This window comes from Brotonthovivens ammoniilytica, assembly GCF_025566885.1.
Lineage (GTDB): Bacteria > Bacillota > Clostridia > Lachnospirales > Lachnospiraceae > Brotonthovivens > Brotonthovivens ammoniilytica.
The window spans coordinates 257,704-281,175 of the sequence record NZ_JAOQJQ010000004.1 but is presented as its reverse complement, the minus strand read 5'-3'; the positions used below and the strand labels follow the sequence as shown (position 1 = coordinate 281,175).

Annotated in this window: 22 protein-coding genes and 1 pseudogene; all 23 read left to right on the top strand. The window is 50.9% G+C overall.

Annotated elements, in window-relative coordinates:
* Positions 1-137 precede the first annotated feature (137 nt).
* A complete protein-coding gene (locus OCV88_RS11220; protein ID WP_158425557.1) occupies positions 138-1,121 on the top strand; it encodes an AIR synthase family protein in 984 nt (327 codons plus the stop codon).
* 72 nt (positions 1,122-1,193) lie between these two features.
* Complete coding sequence (locus OCV88_RS11215) at positions 1,194-1,676, top strand: Lrp/AsnC family transcriptional regulator (RefSeq protein ID WP_158425556.1); 483 nt, start codon at positions 1,194-1,196, stop codon at positions 1,674-1,676.
* Entirely contained in the window at positions 1,673-2,848 is a 1,176-nt protein-coding gene (locus tag OCV88_RS11210; RefSeq protein ID WP_158425555.1) for an aminotransferase class I/II-fold pyridoxal phosphate-dependent enzyme, read from the top strand. The genes OCV88_RS11215 and OCV88_RS11210 overlap by 4 nt, the downstream gene beginning before the upstream one ends.
* Positions 2,849-2,864: 16 nt before the next feature.
* On the top strand, positions 2,865-3,371 hold the full coding sequence (locus OCV88_RS11205) for a tRNA (cytidine(34)-2'-O)-methyltransferase (protein ID WP_158425554.1): 507 nt from the start codon (positions 2,865-2,867) through the stop codon (positions 3,369-3,371).
* Between the two features lie 99 nt (positions 3,372-3,470).
* On the top strand, positions 3,471-4,331 hold the full coding sequence (locus tag OCV88_RS11200; protein WP_158425631.1) for an energy-coupling factor transporter ATPase: 861 nt from the start codon (positions 3,471-3,473) through the stop codon (positions 4,329-4,331).
* Positions 4,307-5,149, top strand: coding sequence for an energy-coupling factor transporter ATPase (locus tag OCV88_RS11195; RefSeq protein ID WP_158425553.1), 843 nt, complete (start codon positions 4,307-4,309; stop codon positions 5,147-5,149). The genes OCV88_RS11200 and OCV88_RS11195 overlap by 25 nt, the downstream gene beginning before the upstream one ends.
* Complete coding sequence (locus tag OCV88_RS11190; protein ID WP_158425552.1) at positions 5,143-5,943, top strand: energy-coupling factor transporter transmembrane component T family protein; 801 nt, start codon at positions 5,143-5,145, stop codon at positions 5,941-5,943. The genes OCV88_RS11195 and OCV88_RS11190 overlap by 7 nt, the downstream gene beginning before the upstream one ends.
* On the top strand, positions 5,940-6,677 hold the full coding sequence (gene truA, locus OCV88_RS11185) for a tRNA pseudouridine(38-40) synthase TruA (protein ID WP_158425551.1): 738 nt from the start codon (positions 5,940-5,942) through the stop codon (positions 6,675-6,677). Before OCV88_RS11190 ends, truA begins: the two co-directional genes overlap by 4 nt.
* A 36-nt stretch (positions 6,678-6,713) precedes the next feature.
* A complete protein-coding gene (locus OCV88_RS11180) occupies positions 6,714-7,208 on the top strand; it encodes a zinc ribbon domain-containing protein (RefSeq protein ID WP_158425550.1) in 495 nt (164 codons plus the stop codon).
* A gap of 290 nt (positions 7,209-7,498) precedes the next feature.
* On the top strand, positions 7,499-7,927 hold the full coding sequence (gene rplM, locus OCV88_RS11175; protein ID WP_158425549.1) for a 50S ribosomal protein L13: 429 nt from the start codon (positions 7,499-7,501) through the stop codon (positions 7,925-7,927).
* Positions 7,928-7,949: 22 nt separating this feature from the next.
* The gene (gene rpsI / locus OCV88_RS11170; RefSeq protein ID WP_158425548.1) at positions 7,950-8,342 is read left to right on the top strand and encodes a 30S ribosomal protein S9; all 393 of its coding nucleotides are present in this window, start codon (positions 7,950-7,952) and stop codon (positions 8,340-8,342) included.
* 442 nt (positions 8,343-8,784) lie between these two features.
* Complete coding sequence (locus tag OCV88_RS11165; protein ID WP_015535538.1) at positions 8,785-8,949, top strand: hypothetical protein; 165 nt, start codon at positions 8,785-8,787, stop codon at positions 8,947-8,949.
* A 145-nt stretch (positions 8,950-9,094) separates the two neighbouring features.
* Positions 9,095-9,943 (top strand): ParA family protein, encoded by an 849-nt coding sequence (locus tag OCV88_RS11160; protein ID WP_105204999.1) that lies wholly within the window; start codon positions 9,095-9,097, stop codon positions 9,941-9,943.
* Positions 9,897-10,868: a ParB/RepB/Spo0J family partition protein gene (locus OCV88_RS11155; protein WP_015535536.1), complete on the top strand. Its 972-nt coding sequence runs from the start codon at positions 9,897-9,899 to the stop codon at positions 10,866-10,868. Before OCV88_RS11160 ends, OCV88_RS11155 begins: the two co-directional genes overlap by 47 nt.
* Before the next feature lie 283 nt (positions 10,869-11,151).
* Entirely contained in the window at positions 11,152-15,381 is a 4,230-nt protein-coding gene (locus OCV88_RS11150) for a SpaA isopeptide-forming pilin-related protein (protein ID WP_015535535.1), read from the top strand.
* Between the two features lie 189 nt (positions 15,382-15,570).
* Positions 15,571-15,813: a hypothetical protein gene (locus OCV88_RS11145; protein ID WP_015535533.1), complete on the top strand. Its 243-nt coding sequence runs from the start codon at positions 15,571-15,573 to the stop codon at positions 15,811-15,813.
* Entirely contained in the window at positions 15,806-16,045 is a 240-nt protein-coding gene (locus OCV88_RS11140; RefSeq protein ID WP_015535532.1) for a hypothetical protein, read from the top strand. The genes OCV88_RS11145 and OCV88_RS11140 overlap by 8 nt, the downstream gene beginning before the upstream one ends.
* Positions 16,045-16,668 (top strand): hypothetical protein, encoded by a 624-nt coding sequence (locus OCV88_RS11135; protein ID WP_015535531.1) that lies wholly within the window; start codon positions 16,045-16,047, stop codon positions 16,666-16,668. The genes OCV88_RS11140 and OCV88_RS11135 overlap by 1 nt, the downstream gene beginning before the upstream one ends.
* Complete coding sequence (locus tag OCV88_RS11130) at positions 16,665-17,303, top strand: DUF7007 domain-containing protein (RefSeq protein ID WP_015535530.1); 639 nt, start codon at positions 16,665-16,667, stop codon at positions 17,301-17,303. Before OCV88_RS11135 ends, OCV88_RS11130 begins: the two co-directional genes overlap by 4 nt.
* The gene (locus OCV88_RS11125; protein ID WP_015535529.1) at positions 17,303-18,259 is read left to right on the top strand and encodes a hypothetical protein; all 957 of its coding nucleotides are present in this window, start codon (positions 17,303-17,305) and stop codon (positions 18,257-18,259) included. The genes OCV88_RS11130 and OCV88_RS11125 overlap by 1 nt, the downstream gene beginning before the upstream one ends.
* Positions 18,256-18,801: a hypothetical protein gene (locus tag OCV88_RS11120; RefSeq protein ID WP_015535528.1), complete on the top strand. Its 546-nt coding sequence runs from the start codon at positions 18,256-18,258 to the stop codon at positions 18,799-18,801. The genes OCV88_RS11125 and OCV88_RS11120 overlap by 4 nt, the downstream gene beginning before the upstream one ends.
* A gap of 10 nt (positions 18,802-18,811) precedes the next feature.
* Positions 18,812-19,120: a hypothetical protein gene (locus tag OCV88_RS11115; RefSeq protein WP_015535527.1), complete on the top strand. Its 309-nt coding sequence runs from the start codon at positions 18,812-18,814 to the stop codon at positions 19,118-19,120.
* Between the two features lie 18 nt (positions 19,121-19,138).
* Positions 19,139-23,461: pseudogene (locus tag OCV88_RS16155) on the top strand (LPD25 domain-containing protein); the annotation flags it as partial.
* Positions 23,462-23,472: the final 11 nt, after the last annotated feature.

Sequence of the window (23,472 nt, the reverse complement as noted above, 5' to 3'; positions counted from 1 at the left end):
CAGCATCAGGTGTCAGGGCGCCGCAATGTATGACAGGGCTGTCTCAGAGGAGACAGCCCTGCCTGCATAGATATTAATAGCGAATTAAGAAAGACAGAGGAAAAATATTAAGAATATTTCCGGAGAATAGAAGAAAGATGAAAATTGGAAAATTACCAGAGAGTGTATTAAAAAGATCTGTTTTTAAACAGTTACATACTAAAAGGAAAGAGGTCTGCCAGGGGGCCGGCGTGGGGGAGGACTGCGCGGCAATTGCCCTGAAGGAGGATGAACTGTTTGTGGTGTCTACAGACCCGATTACCGGAACGGTGCAGGACATTGGAAAGATGGCCATGCTGATTACACTGAATGATCTGGCCAGCGCCGGTGCACAGCCTGTGGGTGTTTTGCTGACGGCGCTGTTTCCTGAGGATATTACAGAACTGCAGATCAGGGAAATGATGCAGCAGATCGACGGCGAATGTGAAAAATATAATGTCCAGGTTGTAGGCGGCCATACAGAGGTGACAAAGGCAGTTAATCAGCCTCTTTTAACAGTTACAGGTATCGGGAAAGTGAAAAAAAATCAGATGGTATCTACAGCCGGAGCAAAGCCTGGAGATGATATTGTTATCACAAAATGGATAGCTATTGAAGGAACAGTAATTTTGGCGAAAGAAAAAGAGCAGGAACTTTTATCGCGTTTTCCTGCCGGTTTTGTAGCGGCTGCCAGAGAGCTAGAGCAGTACCTTTCTGTAGTTGCGGATGGGGCTGTGGCAGTAAAAACAGGGGTTCACGCCATGCATGATGTAACAGAGGGCGGTATCTTTGGAGCCCTCTGGGAGATGGCGGAAGCTTCCGGCATCGGACTTGAAATTGATTTAAAGAAAATTCCAATCCGGCAGGAGACGGTGGAGGTCTGCGAATTTTTTGGAATTAATCCTTATGAGCTGATATCCAGCGGAAGTATGCTTATTGCCGCAGCGGACGGAAATCAGCTTGTGCGGGATCTAGAGAAAAACGGAATCCATGGGACTGTTGTAGGCAAGGCGGTTAAGGGAAATGACCGTGTTTTGATAAATGGAGAGGAACACAGGTTTCTGGAACCTCCAAAGACAGACCAACTATATAAAGTGATTTAACCGGGGCTGACGGCATGTAAAAATATTCCATCTCCTGAGAGAATATAGAAAAGATGAAAGGGAGGAATTGTAATGAGAGAAAAAATATTGACATTTATTGAAAAAAACAGCAGGATTGATCTGGCAGAATTGGCAGTTATTTTAGGGGAAGATGAGGCTGCGGTTATGAATGAACTGGAAGCTATGGAGGCGGAGCATGTGATCTGCGGTTACCACACATTGATTAACTGGGACAAAACCTCTATAGAAAAAGTCTCTGCCCTCATTGAGGTAAGTGTTGCCCCTCAGAGAGGACAGGGATTTGATAAAATTGCGGAGCGTATTTATAATTATTCAGAAGTAAATGCGGTATATCTTATTTCTGGCAGCTATGATCTTTTGGTTACTCTGGAGGGGAAATCTCTCCGGGATGCAGCGCAGTTTGTGTCGGATAAACTCTCTACCCTGGATTCCGTTCTCAGTACAAAAACGAATTTTATTTTAAAGAAGTATAAGGACCACGGTACTGTAATGACTGAGAAGGCAAAAGATGAAAGGATGTTGATGAGCCCATGAGAAATCCTTTATCAAAAGTAATTACTGAAATTGAACCCTCAGGTATCCGGAAGTTTTTTGACATTGTAAGTGAGATGAAGGATGCCATTTCCCTTGGTGTTGGGGAGCCCGATTTTGATACACCGTGGAATATCAGAGATGAGGGAATTTATTCGCTGGAACGGGGGAGAACCTTTTATACATCTAATGCGGGATTAAAGGAATTAAAAATTGAGATAACGAAATTTTTAAAGCGCCGGTATGGACTTTCCTATGATTATGCTCATGAAACCCTTGTGACCGTAGGCGGAAGCGAGGCAATTGATATTGCGCTGCGGGCGATGCTTGACCCGGAGGACGAGGTGTTGATTCCACAGCCAAGCTATGTTTCTTATCTGCCATGTACCCGTCTGGCCGGCGGTGTGCCTGTGGTGATAGAATTAAAGGAAGAAAATGAATTTCGACTGACCCGCCAAGAGCTGCTTGGGGCCATTACACCCAAAACTAAAATTCTGATACTTCCCTTTCCCAATAATCCCACCGGTGCCATTATGGAGAAAAAAGATCTGGAGGATATTGCAGATATTATTCTGGAGCATGATCTTTTTGTGCTGACAGATGAAATCTATTCAGAGCTGACTTATCTGGACCGGCATATATCTATAGCATCTCTTCCGGGGATGAGGGAGCGGACCGTCTATATTAATGGATTTTCCAAGTCTCACGCCATGACAGGATGGCGTCTTGGCTATGCCTGCGGACCGGAAGTAATTATCCGGGAGATGTTAAAGATTCATCAGTTTGCTATTATGTGTGCGCCTACTGCCAGTCAGTATGCGGCTGTGGAAGCTATGAAAAACGGTGATGAAAGTGTAGCCGGTATGCGGGAAGAATATAATGGAAGAAGACGTTATCTTCTGCATCGGTTTAAAGAAATGGGACTGAAATGTTTTGAGCCCTACGGTGCCTTTTATGTTTTCCCATGTATTAAGGAGTTTGGTATGACTTCTGAAGAGTTTGCCACAAAGCTTTTAGAAGAAGAAAAGGTGGCAGTGGTGCCAGGAACGGCGTTTGGAGCCTGCGGAGAAGGCTTTCTTAGAATATCCTATGCATATTCTCTGGAAAACTTAAAACTGGCAGTGGGGCGGCTGGAGCGGTTCGTAGAAAAACTCCGGGCAGAACAGAAATTATAGAAAGGCAATAAATGAAATGGCAAAATTGAATATTGTTTTATTTGAGCCGGAAATACCGTCAAATACCGGAAATATCGGGAGAACCTGTGCAGCCACAGATTCTCGCCTGCATTTAATAGAACCCCTGGGATTTAAGCTGAATGAAAAGGCCATTCAACGGGCCGGAATGGATTACTGGAAGGAACTTGATGTAGTAAGATATATTAATTATCAGGATTTTCTGGATAAAAATCCGGGAGCAAAAATTTATATGGCCACTACAAAAGGAAAAAATGTGTATACAGATGTTTCTTATGAGCCGGATTGTTATATTATGTTTGGAAAAGAGAGCGGGGGTATTCCAGAAGAAATACTGGCTCATCACCGGGCAGACTGCATTCGGATTCCCATGGCGGGAGAGAGCCGCTCTTTGAATCTGGCAAATTCCGTGGCGATTGTATTGTATGAGGCGCTTCGCCAGAATGCGTTTTCTCATATGAAGCTGGAGGGAAGTCTTACAAAATTTGATGATTATATTGAATAATCAAATGCGCTGTAATAAAGTTCTGAGCCGTACAGGCAGCAGAATCGAGAGACTTATGGATTGATTATTCATAAAAGAGATAAGAAGGAAACAAAAACTATGTCCTTTGTGAAAGCTAGAAAATTGAAGCATGAATTTGCCCGGCGGGATGAACAGGGTGAAATTAAAGAAGTAATAGAAGCTGTAAAAGATGTAGACCTGGATATTAAGGAGGGAGAGTTTGTGGCCATACTGGGCCACAACGGCTCAGGAAAATCTACACTGGCCAAGCATCTAAATGTTTTGTTAACTCCAACCGGAGGAACACTCTGGGTGGATGGTATGGATGCAGGGGATGAAAATAATACGCTGGATATCCGAAAGGCCGCTGGTATGGTTTTTCAGAATCCGGATAATCAGATGGTAGCAGGTGTTGTGGAAGAAGATGTGGCATTTGGACCGGAAAATATAGGCATTCCTACAGAGGAAATCTGGGAGAGAGTAGCCGCCAGTCTGGAAGCGGTGGGGATGACGGCATACCGCTATCAGCCGCCCGGCCGGCTGTCGGGGGGACAAAAGCAGCGGATTGCCATCGCCGGTATTGTAGCTATGGAACCAAAGTGTATTATTCTGGATGAATCCACGGCTATGCTGGATCCCCACGGGAGAAGGGAGGTTCTTCAGACCGTTTTAGAGCTGAACCGGAAAAAAGGTGTAACGGTAATCCTGATTACTCATTATATGGAAGAGGTGGTTTTCGCTGATCATATGTATGTGATGAATGACGGCGAGATTGCACTGACGGGAGCTCCCAGAGAAGTTTTTGGACAGATAGAGAAAATAAAGAGTCTTGGGCTTTCGGTGCCTCAGATTACACAGCTTGCTTATGAACTGCATCAGGCAGGAGTGCCGGTGCCGGCAGATGTCTTAACGAGAGAAGAATTGGTGGAAGCAATATGTCAATGGAAATACAAAATGTAACTTATATTTATGGCGGTGGGACAAGTTATGAACAAAAGGCTCTGGATGATATCAGTTTTAAAATAAATGACGGAGAATTTATTGGAATAATCGGTCATACCGGTTCCGGAAAGTCTACCTTAATTCAGCTGCTGAACGGGCTTTTAAAACCAGATGCCGGAAAGATTTTGTTTCATAATCAGGATATTCATCAACCGGGTTTTAGCTTAAAGCAGTTGAGAGGAAAAGTAGGACTGGTCTTTCAGTATCCGGAGTATCAGCTTTTTGAGACAACAGTCATTCGTGATGTATCCTTTGGACCAAAGAATCAGGGACTGACGGAAGAAGAGGCTGTGAAAAAAGCCCAGGAGGCGCTGAAAACGGTAGGGCTTGCACAAAAGTACTGGGAAATGTCACCTTTTGAATTGTCAGGGGGCCAGAAAAGGAGAGCTGCCATTGCGGGTGTTCTTGCCATGGAACCTGAAATTTTGATTTTAGATGAGCCTACAGCGGGACTGGACCCTAGAGGCCGTGATGAATTATTTTCCCAGATTCAATTTTTACATCGGGAAAAAAAGATTACTGTGATTTTGGTTTCTCACAGTATGGAGGATGTGGCTGATTATGCGGACAGAATCATTGTACTTGATCATGGCAGGATTTTGCTGGACGGGACAGCCAGGGAAGTATTTTCACACTATAAAGAGCTGGAGAGGGCCGGACTTGCGGCGCCTGAGGTAACTTATCTGCTGCATGAACTGCGGGAGCGGGGAATCAAAGTATCTGCAGACGCAATTACAATAGAAGAGGCAAAGGAAGAAATTTTGAAATTATGTTAAAAGATATTACATTAGGCCAGTATTATCCGGGGAACTCCCTGATACACAAACTGGACCCCAGGGTTAAACTGGTGTCTACAATTATATACATTGTCTCGCTGTTTGTGCTGCAAAGTCTTACGGGTTTTCTTCTGGCAACTGTATTTTTGATTGCTGTTACAGCTATCGCCGGGATCCCGGGAAAACTAATGCTGAAAGGATTGAAATTAATCTGGGTATTAGTGGGTATTACAGCATTTTTTAACTTGTTTTTTACGCCGGGGGATATACTTTTCCGATGGTATTTTATAAAAATTGCGGATCAGGGAGTATATAATGCGGTATTTTTCAGTATCCGCCTGATCTATCTGGTCCTTGGCACTTCTGTGATGACGCTGACTACCACGCCCAACAAGCTTACAGACGGTATGGAGACAGGTCTGCGTCCACTGCAGAAAATTGGCGTGCCTGTACATGAGATTGCAATGATGATGTCTATTGCACTGCGTTTTATTCCATTGCTGGGAGATGAAGCAGATAGAATAAAAAAAGCGCAGACCGCCAGAGGAGCGGATTTTGACTCCGGGGGACTGCTAAAAAAAGCAAAAGCTCTGATTCCTCTGCTGGTTCCTTTGTTTGTGTCCTCTTTCCGAAGAGCGGAAGATCTGGCGCTGGCAATGGAAGCTAGGTGTTACCATGGCGGTGAGGGCCGGACAAAAATGAAACCGCTGCATTATGAGGGCCGGGATTATTGGGCGTATGCTGTTGCGTGGATTTATTTATGTGTTATGATTGTATTGAGGGTTCTTTTATGAAAAGAATAAAGCTGGTTGTGGCTTATGACGGCACAAATTACTGTGGCTGGCAGATTCAGCCCAACGGGGAAACTATTGAAGGCGTGTTAAACCGTACCCTCAGTGGACTTCTGAAAGAAAATATTAAAGTAACAGGTGCCAGCCGTACGGATTCAGGAGTACATTCCCTTGGAAATGTGGCTGTTTTTGATACGGAAACAAGGATACCTCCCCACAAGATTTCTTATGCGCTGAACCGGTTTCTGCCGGAAGATATTGCAGTACAGGACTCCTGTGAGGTGGATTTGGATTTTCATCCGCGGCACTGCGAAAGCAGAAAAACGTATGAATATAAAATTTTAAACCGCAGATTTCCGCAGCCTGTCAATCGCCGGGATACATATTTTTTTTACCGGCCTCTGGATATTGAGAAGATGCAGGAGGCAGCAGAACTGCTTTGCGGAACCCATGATTTTAAAAGTTTCTGTTCTGTGAATACGGCAGTGGAGGATACCGTAAGGACGATTTATTCTCTAAATGTGAAAAAGCAGGGAGATATTATTTCTATACGAGTAACGGGCAGTGGATTTTTGTATAATATGGTTCGGATTCTGGCAGGGACCCTGATACAGGCAGGAACGGGAGATTTAGAACCTTGGCAGATGTCTGAAATATTAAAAGCATGTGACAGACATGCCGCAGGACCGACAGCTCCTGCTCATGGACTTACAATGATAGGAATAGAATTTTTATAAATATACTATAATAAGATAAAAACGGAGGGTATTCAGATGGCATTTTTTGATGATTTAGGCAAAGTAATAGCAGAGAAAGGCCAGGGTGTGTTAAACAAAACAAAAGATCTTACGGAAATCACGAAATTATCCGTTAAGATTGCGGATCTCCAGAGAAAGAACGAGAATCTTTACCAGACCATTGGTAAGATGTACATGGACCGTTACGGAGATCATCCGGATGAAGCATTTAAAGAGGCGGTTCATAATGTACAGGAAAATCTGAAAAGAATTGTAAATTACAAAGAAGATATCAAAATTTTAAAGGGATATCAGAAATGTGATTCCTGCGGAGCCGATGTGCAGAATGGAAGCCAGTATTGCTCTGCCTGCGGCTCAAAAGTAAAAGAAGAAGATATTGTTGCGGAAGCGGAAGTTGTTTCTGAAGAAGTGCAGGAAGATGATTTCAGAGAAGTGAAAGAAGAGGAGATACACGCTGAGGCCGGGACTGAGCAGACACCGGAAACAGCCAAAACAGAGGCGGAAGCTTAAAAACAGCCGCAAGTGGCCATTATAAAAAAGTGTTGACACTGCCATTTTCTTATACTATAATAACTGGGTCTGACAAGGTGAAAAAATGTTTTGATAACATTTTCCTATAGATGCAGGCGGGTGGGACCGCTCTGCGGGAACGCTGTGTTTACAGAGGATTCTCCACAAATTCATCTGAAACCGCGTTCGAATAATGCAGACACATTATTCAATTATTTACAGTTGACAGGCAATCAGTGTGTCCGGACATTCACATTGAAATACTGTCGAAAATCTCAAGGAGGAAAATCATGAATACATTTATGGCCAGCCCGGCAACAATTGAAAGAAAATGGTATGTAGTTGACGCTACAGGATATACATTAGGTCGTTTATCTTCTGAAATCGCAAAAGTATTAAGAGGTAAAAACAAACCGATTTTTACACCTCACATTGATACCGGTGATTTCGTAATCGTTGTAAACGCAGAAAAGATCAAAGTAACAGGTAAGAAATTAGATCAGAAAATTTACTACCATCATTCTGACTATGTAGGCGGAATGAAAGAAACTACATTAAAAGAAATGTTAGCAAAACATCCTGAAAGAGTTGTTGAATATGCTGTTAAAGGCATGCTTCCAAAAGGACCTTTAGGAAGACAGATGTACAAAAAATTATTTGTATATGCAGGACCTGATCACAAACATGAAGCTCAGAAACCTGAAGCTTTAACATTTTAATTGATGTAGGAGGGAAAAGTTCATGGCAACTACTAAATATTACGGAACAGGAAGAAGAAAAAAATCTATCGCCAGAGTTTACCTGGTACCAGGAACAGGCGCAGTTACAGTTAATAAAAGAGACATTGATGATTATTTCGGACTTGAGACTTTAAAAGTTATCGTTCGTCAGCCGTTAGCAGCTACAGAAACAGCAGATAAATTTGACGTTATTGTAAATGTAAAGGGCGGCGGATATACAGGCCAGGCAGGCGCTGTTCGTCATGGTATCGCAAGAGCTTTATTACAGGCTGATCCGGATTACAGACCGGTTCTGAAAAAAGCAGGATACTTAACAAGAGATCCACGTATGAAAGAGAGAAAGAAATACGGTCTCAAAGCTGCCCGTCGTGCGCCTCAGTTCTCCAAGAGATAACAGGCCCGACAAACCAATTCAAAAATGCTCAAAAAGCCCGGAACCATGCGGTTTTCCGGGCTTTTTCCTTTCCAAAAAGTCTGTTGTCCTTTGTCCGATTTTGGAAGGATTTGACCTTGCCTGACCCGGTTTTTCTTGATTAATAATGGGGCAACAGGCCCTTTTTGACCCCGTTATGATTAAAAAATGGGGCAACTGCGAGCCGAAATCGGGGTGTTTTAGAGGGCATTTTCCCCGTCATTTTTTCGATTCCATGACGGCCTTTGTGAACGGTTTTTCTTTTGAAGGGGATGTCCTGATTTGTCAGGATTTGACCAAACCGAATCCAGTTTATCTTGTCCTTCTGAGTTGCCGCTGCTGTGTTTCAAGTGGATGAACTCTCGCACATTTGCGGCGCAGTGTTCCTTCCATATATACTGAAAGCGTAAAGGAGGAACGCCCTATGAAAAAACGGAAATTCAAGATATACCTCACCCCCGCCGAAAACAGCATTGTGATCCAGAGCCTTAATCACCTGCGCAATACTATGCTCCGTGAAAACCGGGACACCGGCTGCCTGGATGAACTTCTGCTCAAAGCCATGTGCGCCCCGGTGAAGAAGATGTAAAATTACATATCGCTGCCAGATGAGCCGCTTATTCTTTTCAGAAAGAGTAAGCGGCTTTTTTCATGTCCATCTTTCGGATTTTCTCATACATAGCCGTCCGTCTTGCCAACGGGCGGCTAAATCTAAGAAGAAGGAGGACATGAAAATGCCGGAACAAAGAAGCCGCCCCAGGGATGGCCGCGTGATCGCGCTGGCCAACCAGAAAGGCGGCACAGGCAAAACCACCACGACGGTGAACCTGGGCATTGGTTTAGCCCGTCTGGGGAAAAAGGTACTGCTCATTGACGCAGACCCACAGGGCGACCTCACCACCTGCCTAGGCTGGCAAGACCAAGACAGCCTGCCCACCACCCTGGCCACCGTTATGGAAAAAGTGATCCGGGATGAGCCATTCACCACGGATGAGGGCATTTTGCACCACAGCGAGGGCGTAGACCTTATGCCCGCCAACATTGAGCTGTCCGCGCTGGAAATGAGCCTGGTCAACGCCATGAGCCGGGAGTTTACTTTGCGGACCTATGTCAATGAAGCCAAGAAGCACTATGACGTGGTTCTCATTGACTGTATGCCGTCCCTGGGTATGATTACGATCAACGCCCTGGCTGCGGCGGACAGCGTGATTATCCCGGTGCAGGCCCACTATCTCCCCGCCAAGGGCATGACCCAGCTTATGAAAACCATCAATAAGGTGAAACGGCAGATCAACCCGGCTCTGAAGGTGGACGGGGTGCTGCTCACTCTGGTGGATGGGCGCACAAACCTTGCCAGACAGACAGCAGATACACTGCGGCAGAGTTACGGGAGCGTGTTGAAAATTTATCGTTCCGAGATTCCCGTAGCCATCAAAGCCGCAGAAATCAGCGCCGCAGGCAAGAGTATTTACGCCTACGACAAGGGGAGCAAGGTGGCCCAGGCTTATGCGGATTTTTCAAAGGAGGTGCTGGCGGATGGCGAAAAGCAACGGGCTAAACTTCAATCTTCCCTCAGTCGATGACCTGTTTTCCACGGAGGAAGAGCGGGCTGAGGCACGGCTTGAAAAAGTTGTCAATCTTTCGCCCACGGAAATCAGCGACTTCCCGAACCACCCGTTTAAGGTGCGGATGGACGCAGCTATGCAGGAAATGACGGAAAGCGTGAAGCAGTACGGCGTATTGGTCCCTGCCCTGGTGCGCCCCAAACCGGAGGGCGGCTATGAAATGGTGGCCGGACACCGCAGGAAAAAGGCGGCGGATTTAGCGGGGCTTGCGAAAATCCCCTGTATTGTGCGGCAGCTCACCGATGATGAAGCCACGATTATCATGGTGGACTCCAACTTGCAGCGGGAGCAGATTCTGCCCTCGGAGAAGGCGTTTGCCTACAAAATGAAGCTGGACGCATTAAAACGACAGGGTCAGCGGACGGATTTAACTTCTTCTCCACTGGATAATAAGTTAAAAGGCGTTACAGCAGCCCAGCAGATCAGCAGGGATAGCGGAGATAGTCAACCTCAGATTTATAGGTATATCCGCCTTACCCACCTTATCCCGGAAATTCTGGAGCTGGTAGATAACTCAGTCCTTAAAGACCAGGAAATGCTCCAGATTGCCATGCGCCCTGCGGTGGAGCTGTCCTACCTGCGAAAAGAAGAACAGGCCGACTTGTTCGCTATCATGGACGAGATGGACTGCACCCCGTCCCACGCCCAAGCCATCAAAATGCGACAGATGTCCGAAGCCAAGACTGGAGGGGAACGGCTGGCCAAAGACGCCCTTGTTTCCATTATGAAGGAGGAAAAGCCCAATCAAAAAGAACAGTTCAAAATCCCAAAAGAAAAAATCAGCCGGTTTTTTGCGCCGGGGACGCCCACGCAGAAGATCGAGGACACCATTGTCAAGGCGCTGGAACTTTACCGCAAACGCCAGCGCAGTTTAGAGAGATAGCCCACTCACAAGGGGGAAGTGCGCCCATTTGCAGGGAAACGGCAGCTTGTGCCGGTTCCCCCTCTCCACACCTCACCCCTTCCAAACAACCTAAACAGCCTAAAAAAAGAAGATATTTGGGGAGCCTGGATGTATATAGAAAGCTCCGGCCTCTTTTCCACAGGCAGACATCGGGCTGCGAGGAAAACCGGGCGGGCCTCTCTTTTTTAGACAGTAACCAACACAAGCCGCAGCACATCGGAAACGGTGTGCTTTTTTGCGGCCATTTCAAGGAGGTAACACGATGAAAGCATTGAGAAAGCCCCTGTCCCTGTTCATGGCCATGCTCATGTGCCTGGGCATATTCGCAGGGACGGGAACCACAGCGTTTGCCGCAGGGGAAACCATGACGACGTATATGGTGGAGTTCCCCCGTGCCAGCGACCCCAACAAGGCAGGCTGGGGACATTCCGCTATGAATTTCTTGGGCGGATGGTCTACCGGCGAAAATAACGGTTTTACCATCCACACGCAGGATTCCTTTAACGGGAAAGTCATCTACTGTATCGAACCCGGCGTCAGCGTTCATTCCGGCGACCAGTTTACTGGCCGGGGCGAGGATTTCTGGGATGATTACCCGTCCGATCTGAACCCCACTATCCCACCGGACACCATCAAGGAATATATCGGGCGGATTATGACCTATGGATGGCAGGGCAACGCCAGCACCTCATGGATGACCGATGACCCGGAGGACGCCAGCAAGATGGCCGGGGCAATCGCCACCCAGCTTCTTGTCTGGGAAACCGTCGTAGGCGAGCGCGACAGCCAGTTTAACCATGTGGACGCCAACGCCCAGGGCAAGAACAATATCGCGGAATATACCAGCCCGGAGAATCCCCTTTACAGCGAGATCTTCAGCCAGTATTCCGCTATTGAGAGCGCGGTAAAACGCCATACCATGCTGCCCAGCTTTTTCAGCAGCACCGCAGACGCCGGGGCCTACGAGCTGAAATGGGACGGCCAGCAGTATTCCCTCACTCTCACGGATACCAACGGCGTGCTGGGAGATTACACCTTTACCAGCAATATTACCGGCCTGAACTTCTCTGTGGACGGAAACCAGCTCACCATCACTTCCAGCCAGGCCATCAAAGGCTCTGTAACGGTAAAAGCAGAAAAAATCTCCGCCCAGCGCAGCGGCGTAGTGGTATGGACGGATGGGATTATCGGCGGCGGCAAGCAGGACTTTGCCACCTACGGGGAAACCGTGTCCGATTATATGGTGGGCTATCTGAACCTGGAAGTAAAAACCGGCAATATGAAGCTGGTCAAGACTTCCGAGGATGGACAGGTAGCCGGGATCAGCTTCACCATTACCGGCGAAGGATACAGCGCCACCAAGACCACCAATGAGGCGGGCGAGATCGACATCTCCGACCTCAATCCCGGCGTTTATACCGTAACCGAGCAGTCGATTGACAAATACGAACCCCAGGAAAGCCAGCGCGTGACCATCGTCAGCGGCCAGACCGCCACCGTGACTTTTAGCAACGTGCTCAAACGCGGCAGCCTGGAAGTGACGAAAACCAGCGAGGACGGGCTGGTGGAGGGCATGACCTTCCATCTGTACGGCACATCCCTCTCCGGGCAGCCGGTGGATGAGTATGCGGTGACAGACGGAAACGGTGTGGCGCGCTTTGAAAACGTGCTCATCGGCACGGGCTATGTACTGGAGGAGGTGGATACCCCCATCCGTTATGTGGTGCCGGATTCCCAGACAGCCACCATCGAGTGGAATGAAGTGACCCACAAGAGCGTGAACAATGTCCTCAAAAAGTTCCGTGTCACTGTCACCAAGAGCGATGTGGAAACGGGCGCGCCCCAGGGCGACGGTTCTCTTGCCGGAGCAACCTATGGGTTGTATAAGGGAGATACACTCATCGACAGCTATACCACCGATGAGAACGGCCAGTTCACCACCGGATATTACGTCTGCGATTCGGACTGGACAATCCGTGAAATCAACCCCAGCGAGGGCTACCTGCTGGATTCCTCTATCCACAAGGTAGGCGCGGAACCGGAATTGTATGAGATTGAGCTGAACGACACCGCCAACGATGTGACGGAGCAGGTCATCAAGGGCGACATTGCCATAATCAAGCATACCGACGACGGGGAAACCCAGATAGAAACCCCGGAATCCGGCGCGGAATTCCAGGTGTTTTTGAAATCAGCCGGCAGCTATGAAAATGCCAAGGAATCTGAGCGCGATGTCCTCGTCTGCGATGAGAACGGCTTTGCACAGTCGAAGAAGCTGCCCTACGGCACCTATATCGTCCGTCAGACCAAGGGCTGGGAAGGCCGCGAGCTGATGGACGATTTTGAAGTGTATATCGCTCAGGACGGCCAGACCTACCGTTATCTCATCAACAACGCCAACTTTGAGAGCTTCATCAAGGTGGTCAAGGTGGACGCGGAAACCGGCGTCACCATCCCCTATGCGGGGGCCGGGTTCCAGATTTACCGTCCCGATGGCAGCAAGGTGGAAATGACCTTCACTTACCCGACGCCGACCACCATTGATACGTTCTACACCAATTCCGAGGGCTATCTGGTAACGCCTGAAAAGCTGGAATACGGCGCGGGATATTCCCTGGTTGAAGTACAGGCCCCCTACGGCTATGTGCTGGACAGCACCCCGGTTTACTTTGATGTGACCGAGGACAATTCCAGCGTGGAAGGCGGCGTGACGGTGATTGAAGTCACCAAGCCCAACATGGCCCAGAAAGGAATCATCAAAGTCAGCAAGACCGGCGAGGTATTTTCCTCTGTGACAGAAAACGAGGGCGTTTACCAGCCGGTGTATGAGGTGCAGGGCCTGCCCGGTGCGGTGTTTGAAATCACCGCCCTGGAGGACGTCTACACCCTGGACGGCACCCTGCGCTACTCTGCGGGCGAGGTAGTGGACACCATCACCACCGGCGAGGACGGGACAGCCCAGAGCCAGCCCCTCTACCTGGGCAAGTTCCAGGTGAAGGAAATCCAGTTCCCTCACGGCATGGTGGATACCGGCGAGAACGTCACCAACGTGGAGCTGGTGTACGCAGGCCAGGAGGTGGAAGTCACCGAAACCTCTGCCAGCTTCTACAACCAGCGCCAGAAAGCCCTTGTGACGCTTGACAAGGTGCTGGAGCAGGATGAAACCTTTGGCATTGGCATGAATGGCGAGATCTCCGCCGTGACCTTTGGCCTCTATGCCCAGGAGGACATCACCGCAGCAGACGGTTCCGTGATCCCGGCAGACGGGCTTCTGGAGATCGTTTCTGTGAATGAGAACGGCCAGGCCGTTTGCAGCACCGACCTGCCTTTCGGCAGCTTCTACCTGAAGGAGCTTTCCACTGACAGCCATTACCTGCTGAATGGCGAAACCTTCCCGTTCACCTTTGAGTACGGCGGGCCTTCTGTTGCCGTGGTAGAGATTTCCGCTAATGATGGCGAGGCTGTCACAAACGAGCTGATCCGCGGCGAAATCAAGGGCCTCAAAACCGATGAGAACGGCACGGGCCTGGGCGGGGCTGTAATCGGTCTGTTTAAGTCCGATGAAACCGAGTTTACCGCCGAAAACGCCCTTGCCACCACTACCTCAGCGGACGACGGCAGCTTTTCTTTCACCAATGTGCCTTACGGTGATTGGGTGCTGAAAGAACTGGAAAGCCCGGAAGGGTTCATCCTCTCCGATGAAGTGATTCCCGTTACTGTGGAGGAAGATGGACAGGTTGTAGAGATTTCCCTTGCCAATGAGCGTGTGTATGGTGATCTGCGGCTCACCAAGGTGGATAAGGATTATCCCGATAACAAATTGACGGGCGCTGAATTTGAAGTGTACCGCGATACCAACGGCAACAAAGAGCTGGACGAGGGTGACGAGCTGCTGGGCAAGCTGGAGGAAACCAGCACCGGCATTTACGAGATGTCCCACATCCTCTACGGCGGCGTGTTCGTAAGGGAAACCAAAGCGCCGGAGGGCTTCCTGCTGGATGAAAACGCCTATTATGTGGAGATCACCGAGAACGGCAAGATTTACGAGGTAGAGAACGAGGCCGGGATTGGTTTCACCAACATGGCCCAGACTGGCTCCCTGCGGATTGAAAAAACGTCCAGCGACGGCAAGGTGGAGGGCTTCTCCTTCCGCGTGACCGGGGCCAACGGCTACGACCAGACCTTCAAAACGGATAAAAACGGCGAAATCTTCATCGAGGGCCTGCGCGTAGGCGATTACACCGTGTCCGAGGTATCGGATGGGGCCAGCGCCAACTATGTGCTGCCTGCGGATAAAAAGGTGACGATTCTGGCGGATAAGACCACTGTGGCGCAAATGCACAATGAGCTGCGCGACACCCCGAAAACTGGTGACGACAGCAAGCCGTGGCTGTGGGCGGCCCTGATGGGCGTATCCGCTATGGGCGCTGCCGCCCTGGGCGTTGCGGCCTATGTGGGCAAGCGCAAAAAGGACAACCATACCGCAAAATAACGGCGGTTTGAATCTGTGTAAGGAGGAATGATTTTATGGAACTGAAAGCGATTATTGCCATTGCGCTGGTGGTATTCATCATCGGCGGCCTGATTTTCCTGAAAGTCAGAAGCCGGAAGAAGTAACCAGCCAGGGGCGGCCATGCGGGGCCGCCCCTTTTACATACCAAAAAAGAAAGGAGCTTTGCAGATGAGAGAACGATTTGAACAACGGCTGTTCCGCATCTTTGCCCAGGCTGGTTACTCCCCGGTGCAGCTTCTCACCATCACCCCGGAGGAGATGGTGGAGGTCCCCGGCATTACCGTTCCCAACATCCGGGCGGTGCTGTGCGTCCAGAACAAGGTGCTGGCAGACCGGAATAAAGTCCGCAGCGGCAGGCTGGTGGAGGAATTGCTGAAAGAAGCTGAAGAAAGCAGGTGTTGCCATGAATGAACTGCACCTGCTGGACATACTGGCGGCTCGGCATGGCTGTTTCATCTCCGACTTAAATCTTTCGCCTATCCTGCGGCGGGCGGCCCTTTTGGACCTGTGCAGGATGGATGAGAACAGCTACCCGCTGTCTCAATGGCAGGACACGGTGCGCTACCTTACCGGGGATGAACGGGATTTTGCCAGTGTAAAGGAAATCAAAGTATTTATTAAACAGGAATTGGAGGCAGAGTGATGAACGATGATTCCACAGAAAAACGCATGGCCGGTGATTATGAGATTATCCAGGCGGTGCAGATTGGCGACCGCGAGGTTGTCCTGGGGGAAAATCCGCAGGATGAAACCGGCATGAAGTATATGTGCGCCTTTTGTCGGCAAAACGCCTTATTTGCAGAATACAGCGAAGTGATGGCCAGTGATGATTTCCCGGAGATTGTGGAGCTGTTCGGCCAGCGGGTTGCCGAGCAAGCGCAGAAAACCCACATAGAACTCAATAAGCCCCGCATACAGGGCATAGACGACCGCCCCATTACAGCGGAGGGCTGCATCCCCATTTCCTATGAGGATGATCTGCACGGGAAAATCGTGGTGATAAAGCCGGAGGTGCTGCGCCGGGAATACCGCAGGGCCACTCGCCAGCTCAAGCTCTGTATGGGAGGCTTTGGGGCTTCCCCGCACAGCAGGGGGTCAGCCTGTTACTGCGTTGACCTTTATACTGGAAAAGAAAGCCGCTATGAGCGCATGGACGTGCTGGGAACGATACAGCCGGAGGACCTTCCCGGCTGGGCCAAGCATGGCCTTACTGCGATTCAGCAGGAACAGGCCAAAAAGAAAACCGCAAAGGAGCGTGAGCGATGATGGATTACAGAGAAAACGCCGGATATATCATTACGGATTCCTGTCATGTGGGCGACAGCGAATTTGTCTTGGGTGTTCATTTGACAGCGCCCCAGCAGTTTGTCACCTGGAAATGTAGTAACCGGACGGACTACGATTGGGGCCACTATTTCAGCGACCTGTTTTCCGCGCAGAAGGATTTGGTGGCGCGGGCGCAGGAGGAGGTGCAGTGCCTGGAGGAACAGCGGCAAAACACCATTGCGCCGGAGGCCCCGCCCTATTCCCCATGGGGCAAAGTCCAGGAGTGCGAAACGCTCTGCCCCGGCGTTTATTCCGTTTCTACCCCAGGGCATGGCGGCGTTATGGTGCGGCGGGAGCTGGCGGAAAAGGTATTCCGAAAAGAAGCGATGGGCTGCGGTTTTATAGCGAGCGGTTATCTTTGCTTTGAGGAAGATAATGACGCGCAGGTGGCTCTCCGGGAGCTGATGGATAAAAAGATGATCCAGGCTCCGGTGAACGGGCGCTTTGCCCCCGGTGCGTATGAGGCTGTTATCAATAGCAGCGTGCAAATTCACCACCCCGAATATTGGCAGGCAAGGGAAAAAGCCATATCGGAGCAAAAACGACAAGCGAAAAAGAAAGGACGTGAGCGATAATGGAACTGACAATTACCAGCATGACCCCGGCGGATCGCCTGTATGCGTACAACCAGAGCAGCCAGCTTGAAGGGCAAACCGGCTGTATCGGCCATCTGCGCGGGGATTTTGGCGCTGGAAAAGAGTTTTACACTTCCTGGTTCGACCATCGGAGGGAATACAAGACGGACGAGTTTAAGGCGGAGCTTGATGAGGTGGTCAACACTCTGCGGGAGAAGAATGGGCTGCTCTGTACCCGTGACAGCATGACCAGGTTTTGCTATCAGAACCCGGAGGCTGAGTTTGAGGGAAACTACTGCGCCGAGTATGGTTTTAAGGTGCAGACGCCGCAGCACACCTATATGCTCCGGTGCAATCCCAATTATGGAGACTACAACTTTTACCTCTACGCCTACGTTTCCCGATTCCTGGAACACCACATGGAAAAGGCCAAACAGGGTATCCGGTTTATCACGCCCGGCTACAAGGAGCTGTTCCGCATTCCCGACGGCGACCACATCCGCATTTTCACTGGCGGCGGAGAAACCCGCGACCGCACCTGCCGGGTCATCGACGAAACCCATTTTGAAACCAGCGGCGGGTATTCCAGCGCCCTGTATCATATCTGCGAATTTGCGGAGCGATTGGAGCAAACTCACGGGAGCGTGATCCCGCTGCGTTCTTCTCTGCCGGTGCAGTGTTTTAGTGTACTGCCCTCATCCGGGGAGCTGATTCTTCTGACCAGGGGCGAAAAAGGCTACAGCCCTTGCTATGATTTTTCAACTCCTGACGCTCAACAGAACCGAGAGTTTGCAGACGACCGCAATGTGAAGAATGGCGTTACCAAAGCACAGGAGGCCGCCATGCTTGCCGGCTCCATGCTTGGCTGGCAGACTCCCGCCGCCGATCCCAGAAACTATGACGAGCAGGGGCAGCCTATCAAGCCCAGGCAGAAAGACCGGGGTGAAGCCCGATGAAGGAGGAAAGACACGTTATCTGGAGCAATTATGGCCTGGACTATGAGGATTGGAGGGATGACCTGGAGGCGGACTACCCGGATTTATCCGAAGATGAGCGCATTTCCCTGATGTATGAGATCAATGGGGATTACCTGGATGATGAACGCGCCAACCTCAATGTGCAGCTCTCCCAACCGATTTTAGTCGTAGGCGACCTGGGCCTGTGGAATGGTCGGCGCATGGGATATAAGGAAATCCCCAGCGGCAATATCCGGGACTGCCTGTATTCCGATACGGATTATTCCACCTGGTATGTGGACCGGCTGGGTGATCTGCGGTGCGACGCCATCCACCATGATGGCACGAACTTTTATCTTTACCGCGTTTACAAGGACAGCGCCAGCCCTTCTCAAATTGAACTGCTGAAAGAAAAACTATATCGCGGCATTGCAACCCGCGCCGATATTACGAGAGTGACCCGCAGGCTGGGCGACGACATCGCCAAAGTCTACGGGTTTTCCATTCCCCGGCAGCGGCAGGCCGTCGCCATGGAAAGATGAGGTGATAAAAATGGCGTCTTTACCGCCCGTAAAACTGGATACGCATGAGGACTGGTTCAACTTGCTGATGACGGTTCTCCATCAGCAGGCGGAACAGAACCCCTATGAAGAATACCGGGAGATGGCTCAAAAGCTGATCGACCAGTTTATGCGCTATGGGAGGCCCTTTGTTGACAGTGACCATGCGCCCTGCGTGGCGCTTCGGATGTACCCGAAGGAGGCCGGAAATACCATCTGGCTGTTGCTGCTCTCCCTGTGCAATCAATATGACCCTGATAAGGATTACAGCGCAGAACTGAAAGCTGCGAAAAAAGAATAAGAAAAGGAGGGGCAACCGATGGCGATACGATATAAAGCCTTGACGGAGCTGTACCAGGAAACGCAGCGCAGCGTGACAGCTCCTGACCAGTGGCGGGCGTTTCTGGCTTCTGCCTGCCGCAACTACCGGCTTTCTTTCGATGAACAACTGCTTGTCTACGCCCAGCGCCCAGACGCCACCGCCGTCCTGGAGATCGAGCGATGGAACCGGCAATTTGGGCGCTGGGTAAACCGGGGCGCAAACGGCATTGCCGTTTTTGACGGTGAACACAATGGAAAACCCCGACTGAAATACTACTTTGATATTTCCGATACCCATGAGGCCCGGTTCCCCCGCCCCGTCCCCCTTTGGACGGTGCGGGAGGAATATGCGCCGGACATCATTGAAACGCTGGAAAACAGCTTTGGAGAGCTGGAGCGCAAGGAGGATTTGGGTGAAGCACTGCTCTCTGCGGCAAAGAACGCCGTGGAGGACAATATGCCCGACTACCTGGCAGAATTGAAAACCCTCACGGAAGGCAGCTTTCTGGAAGAACTGGATGAGCTGAACCTGGAAGTGGAATACCGCAGGGCGGTGCAAAACAGCATTGGATATATGCTGCTGGTGCGCTGCGGCCTTGACCCGTCTGAATATTTTGAGGACATGGATTTCCGGGATGTGACGGACTTTAACACCCCGCAGACGTTGAACGCTTTAGGCGTGGCCACCGGGGACATCTCCCAGATGTGCCTTTCCGCCATTTCCCGCACGGTTCTTGCCCTGCAAAGACAGCCCCAAAAAGAAAATCGCACATTTGAACCCCAGCAGAAAAACCAGTATGCTGTAACTGAACAGGAAAACACACAGCTGGAAAGGAGTTTTGAATATGACCGAGATCACTTACACCAGGCAGGGCGACTACAATCTGCCGAACCTTCTGCCGCCCCAGGAGGAGCCGGTTCCCCATGGGAAATACGCATTGCTTCGGAAGAAATTCCTCAAGGAGCACCGCAGGGTGACGTACACCAACCTGCTGACCAGCGGCAAGCTGAACAGCCATCTGGCGGAGATCCAGCAGACCGCCCAGCGCCGGATGGAGCAGATCGTGGCGCAGATGGCCAAGAACCAGGGCGTGACAGAGGAACTGAAAGCCAGCGACCAGATGAAGTGGGTGCAGATGATGAGCAACCTGCAGAACGCGGCGGAGGAAACGGTGCTGGCGGAGCTGATTTACAGCTAATTGATGAACCGGAAGAAAGCGCAGGTGGCGAACAGCTCCCTGCGCTTTTGGATGAAAAGCAGATCATGGCCATCATCGCCAACAAAGATGATGACCTGAAATATAAGAAAAATCAGATCGAGCTTTTCTTTTCGGTTCACAGCGACGTTCAGGAACGGGCCGACTACCTGAAATCCGCTTATCAGGACCGGTACACTGAGATCATCGCTGACGGGCAGCGCCTGGGATATAAGCCCCAGGAGAATGGCCTGCTCATGTGGGAAGGCTCTTACCCATCCCGCACCAGGGAATCTGTATTTTCCTGGGAAGTGGTGGCAGGCTGGACCGCCCAGCTTATTGACAAAAAAGAATACTTCATTCAGACGGACATCCCGCAGCTCCCTACCCAAGAGAGCCAGCAGATGTCCCTTTTTGATTTTGCGGCGTTTCAGCAGCCAACCCAGGCCGAGGGTACGGCCAAACCATCCATTTTCCCTCACCCGGCTCTGCCTCAGCAGGTAATCGACGAGGCGCTGTGCATTGGTGCTAACGACCAGAACAGCCGCCTCATCATCTGCGCCTATTTCAAAAAGGATAAGCCGGACAATGCCAGGTTCCTGGCAGAGCACTATGGAGAGAACGGCGCTGGCTTTTATCTGGATGGCCGACAGTATGCCATCTGGTACAACGCCGAGGGAATCCGCATTGCCCAGGGCGAAAGCGCCCAGCGTTCCAGCGCCACCCTCATCCCCTGGGAACAGGCGGCGGCCCGTATCCGGGAACTGCTGGACTTGGGCCGATATATGCCCCAGAGCGAGCTTGACCGGGTGGATGAGTATGAGCGCCAGCAACGGGCCGCGCAGCTATGGTATCTCCGGCAGGATTTTGCAGAAGGCACTGCCGACGCGGGCTATCTTCCCACGGTGAATACCATTTACGGTAAAAATCATGGGTTTCCAGAGGAAAGCGCCGCCATAAGCGATTTGTTAGGCCATCCGGAGGGGCTGCAGAACCTGCGGGATGAGCTGGAGCAGTTTGTCCAGGCATACAGAGAGAACCGGGAACTGCTGCGATTCCATTTCCACCGTCCGCAAAAATTGCTGGAGCAGCTTTCCGACCTGCAGCGGGAACCGCTGCACTTTACCGCCGCCGAAGGGTACGCCCCCCAGCGGCGTTTTTTCATCTCCGGGGACGAGATCGACAACCTTCTCCGGGGTGGAAAACGCAGCACCGATTACCGGCTGGCCGTGTATTCTTTCTATCGCAACCACACAGAGCGCAAGGAACGGGAGAATTTCTTAAAGCACTACCACGGCGAGTACAGCGGCCATTCCAGTGGGAATGACGATGTGACCTACCAGCTCAGTAAAGGCGTTTCTTTCAGCCACGGCAGTATCACCGCCCCCTACGCCAAGGTGGAGCTGAAATGGAACGCCGTGGAAAAGCGCGTCAGCGCCATGATCGCCCAGGGGCGGTTCCTCACCGATGAGGACCGCGCCGCCATGCCGCAGTATGAGAAGCACCAGCTTGCCCGGAATATCCGCACTTTCTTTGAAAACGTACCCCAGGAGCAGCCCCACCCCTATCCCTTTGGCTTTGACTATTGGGACGCGGTGAAGCTCATCGAGCCGCAGCTTGACGACCCGGCCCGTGTGGAAGAAATCTATCAGATGATGGTCCCCATTTGGGAGGCCACCCCGCAGGATGACAGGATGTACGCCCTGCGCCAGCAGGCGTTTGAAAACCTCACTGCCTTCCGGCAGGGAACCTTCACGCTCTTTGCAGAGCACAAGGAGCCTGTGGTTCCCACCATGCCGCAAGCCAAAGCCTACGACCTGGGCTACGGCTATTTGGGAAACGGCGTCACGGTGTGGAACCGGCTGGAGGAGGAACACGGTGACTACAAAACGGTTGCCCACATCGCCCCAGACCGCACGGTGACCTTCTACGAGGAGGAAATGCCCCAGGCAGTGCGGGAGGAAATCCAGCGGATTGCTGACACTTCGGAAATGACCATTTCCGCCACCCAGGACGCGCCGGTGTTCACCGTGCCGCCCAGGGCGCAGGAACCACCCCAAAAAGAAGAACCGGTAGACCCCTACCCGAAGCTGGCCGCCCAGGTGCTGCGTTTTGTGGGAGAGTTTGATGGTTCCCGCATGGGTTATGGTGAGGATGACGCCCAGGCGGTGGAAAATATCGCCCGGCAGCTCCATGACCCCGTTCAGAGAGAGGAAATCCGCAGACTGCTTCAATCCTTCCTGGACCATGCGGACCTGGAAGAAGAAATCGCGGTGGACATCACCCTCTGTATGGAGCAGATCGCGGAGCTGCCCCCGGCCCTTACCCCGGAACAGGCGCAGATAGAAGAAATCGCCGGTTATCTGGAGGAGGCCGGATATGCGGTATCCAGCGAACTGGTCGAAGAAGGTTTGATGGATTACCGTGCCCATGGCGGCAAAGGTAACAGCCAGGATGTTGCCGACTTCATTGAGCGCGAGTTTTTGTCCGAGGAGCCGGAACCTGCTTCACTGGAGATTGCCAAAGAATTTATCAACGATTTCTGCGAGGCCGAGTATGGCAGTCCAGCCGATTTCAGTGATCTGGAAAAGGTGGGCATTGCCTACACCACTGTTACGGATGAGGAAATTCCCATCCAGGTCAATGCCGACTTGGTCCATTACCGCATTGAGCGTTATCTGGACGGGCAGTTTTTGGAGCGCAGGCAGTATGAGAGCCTGGATGAACTCATCCAAAATGAGCTGGCCGAACTGGACTTTGACCAACTCACCTCTGTGGACCAGGACTATTTCAATGGAAAATACCCTCCCGACATAGAGCCATACATCTTCTGCGAGTGGAGCGAAAGCCCCGTGTTTGAAGATGGAAAACGCTACGGTATCCGTGAATTTGACACCCTGATGAAACAGGCGGATGAGGAGCAGGTGGCCGGTGCAAAGGCTGCTCTTGAAAAATACGGCACTTGGCAGGCGTGGTACGAATCCGATGACCCAGAAAATGCTCGGTTCCTGGGGTATGACAAGGTGAAATTTACCGTGGTCATGCCAGATGGCACCACCTACACCGAGCGCCAGGATATTGGGGACGGTGACGGGGGCGTTCTGGACTTCCTCGCACAATATCCCAAGTACCAAGA

Excerpts from the sequence above, each read along its gene's own strand:
- OCV88_RS11220 (WP_158425557.1), top strand. The coding sequence starts at position 138 with ATGAAAATTGGAAAATTACCAGAGAGTGTATTAAAAAGATCTGTTTTT.
- OCV88_RS11215 (WP_158425556.1), top strand. The coding sequence starts at position 1,194 with ATGAGAGAAAAAATATTGACATTTATTGAAAAAAACAGCAGGATTGAT.
- OCV88_RS11210 (WP_158425555.1), top strand. The coding sequence starts at position 1,673 with ATGAGAAATCCTTTATCAAAAGTAATTACTGAAATTGAACCCTCAGGT.
- OCV88_RS11205 (WP_158425554.1), top strand. The coding sequence starts at position 2,865 with ATGGCAAAATTGAATATTGTTTTATTTGAGCCGGAAATACCGTCAAAT.
- OCV88_RS11200 (WP_158425631.1), top strand. The coding sequence starts at position 3,471 with ATGTCCTTTGTGAAAGCTAGAAAATTGAAGCATGAATTTGCCCGGCGG.
- OCV88_RS11195 (WP_158425553.1), top strand. The coding sequence starts at position 4,307 with ATGTCAATGGAAATACAAAATGTAACTTATATTTATGGCGGTGGGACA.
- OCV88_RS11190 (WP_158425552.1), top strand. The coding sequence starts at position 5,143 with ATGTTAAAAGATATTACATTAGGCCAGTATTATCCGGGGAACTCCCTG.
- truA (WP_158425551.1), top strand. The coding sequence starts at position 5,940 with ATGAAAAGAATAAAGCTGGTTGTGGCTTATGACGGCACAAATTACTGT.
- OCV88_RS11180 (WP_158425550.1), top strand. The coding sequence starts at position 6,714 with ATGGCATTTTTTGATGATTTAGGCAAAGTAATAGCAGAGAAAGGCCAG.
- rplM (WP_158425549.1), top strand. The coding sequence starts at position 7,499 with ATGAATACATTTATGGCCAGCCCGGCAACAATTGAAAGAAAATGGTAT.
- rpsI (WP_158425548.1), top strand. The coding sequence starts at position 7,950 with ATGGCAACTACTAAATATTACGGAACAGGAAGAAGAAAAAAATCTATC.
- OCV88_RS11165 (WP_015535538.1), top strand. The coding sequence starts at position 8,785 with ATGAAAAAACGGAAATTCAAGATATACCTCACCCCCGCCGAAAACAGC.
- OCV88_RS11160 (WP_105204999.1), top strand. The coding sequence starts at position 9,095 with ATGCCGGAACAAAGAAGCCGCCCCAGGGATGGCCGCGTGATCGCGCTG.
- OCV88_RS11155 (WP_015535536.1), top strand. The coding sequence starts at position 9,897 with ATGGCGAAAAGCAACGGGCTAAACTTCAATCTTCCCTCAGTCGATGAC.
- OCV88_RS11150 (WP_015535535.1), top strand. The coding sequence starts at position 11,152 with ATGAAAGCATTGAGAAAGCCCCTGTCCCTGTTCATGGCCATGCTCATG.
- OCV88_RS11145 (WP_015535533.1), top strand. The coding sequence starts at position 15,571 with ATGAGAGAACGATTTGAACAACGGCTGTTCCGCATCTTTGCCCAGGCT.
- OCV88_RS11140 (WP_015535532.1), top strand. The coding sequence starts at position 15,806 with ATGAATGAACTGCACCTGCTGGACATACTGGCGGCTCGGCATGGCTGT.
- OCV88_RS11135 (WP_015535531.1), top strand. The coding sequence starts at position 16,045 with ATGAACGATGATTCCACAGAAAAACGCATGGCCGGTGATTATGAGATT.
- OCV88_RS11130 (WP_015535530.1), top strand. The coding sequence starts at position 16,665 with ATGATGGATTACAGAGAAAACGCCGGATATATCATTACGGATTCCTGT.
- OCV88_RS11125 (WP_015535529.1), top strand. The coding sequence starts at position 17,303 with ATGGAACTGACAATTACCAGCATGACCCCGGCGGATCGCCTGTATGCG.
- OCV88_RS11120 (WP_015535528.1), top strand. The coding sequence starts at position 18,256 with ATGAAGGAGGAAAGACACGTTATCTGGAGCAATTATGGCCTGGACTAT.
- OCV88_RS11115 (WP_015535527.1), top strand. The coding sequence starts at position 18,812 with ATGGCGTCTTTACCGCCCGTAAAACTGGATACGCATGAGGACTGGTTC.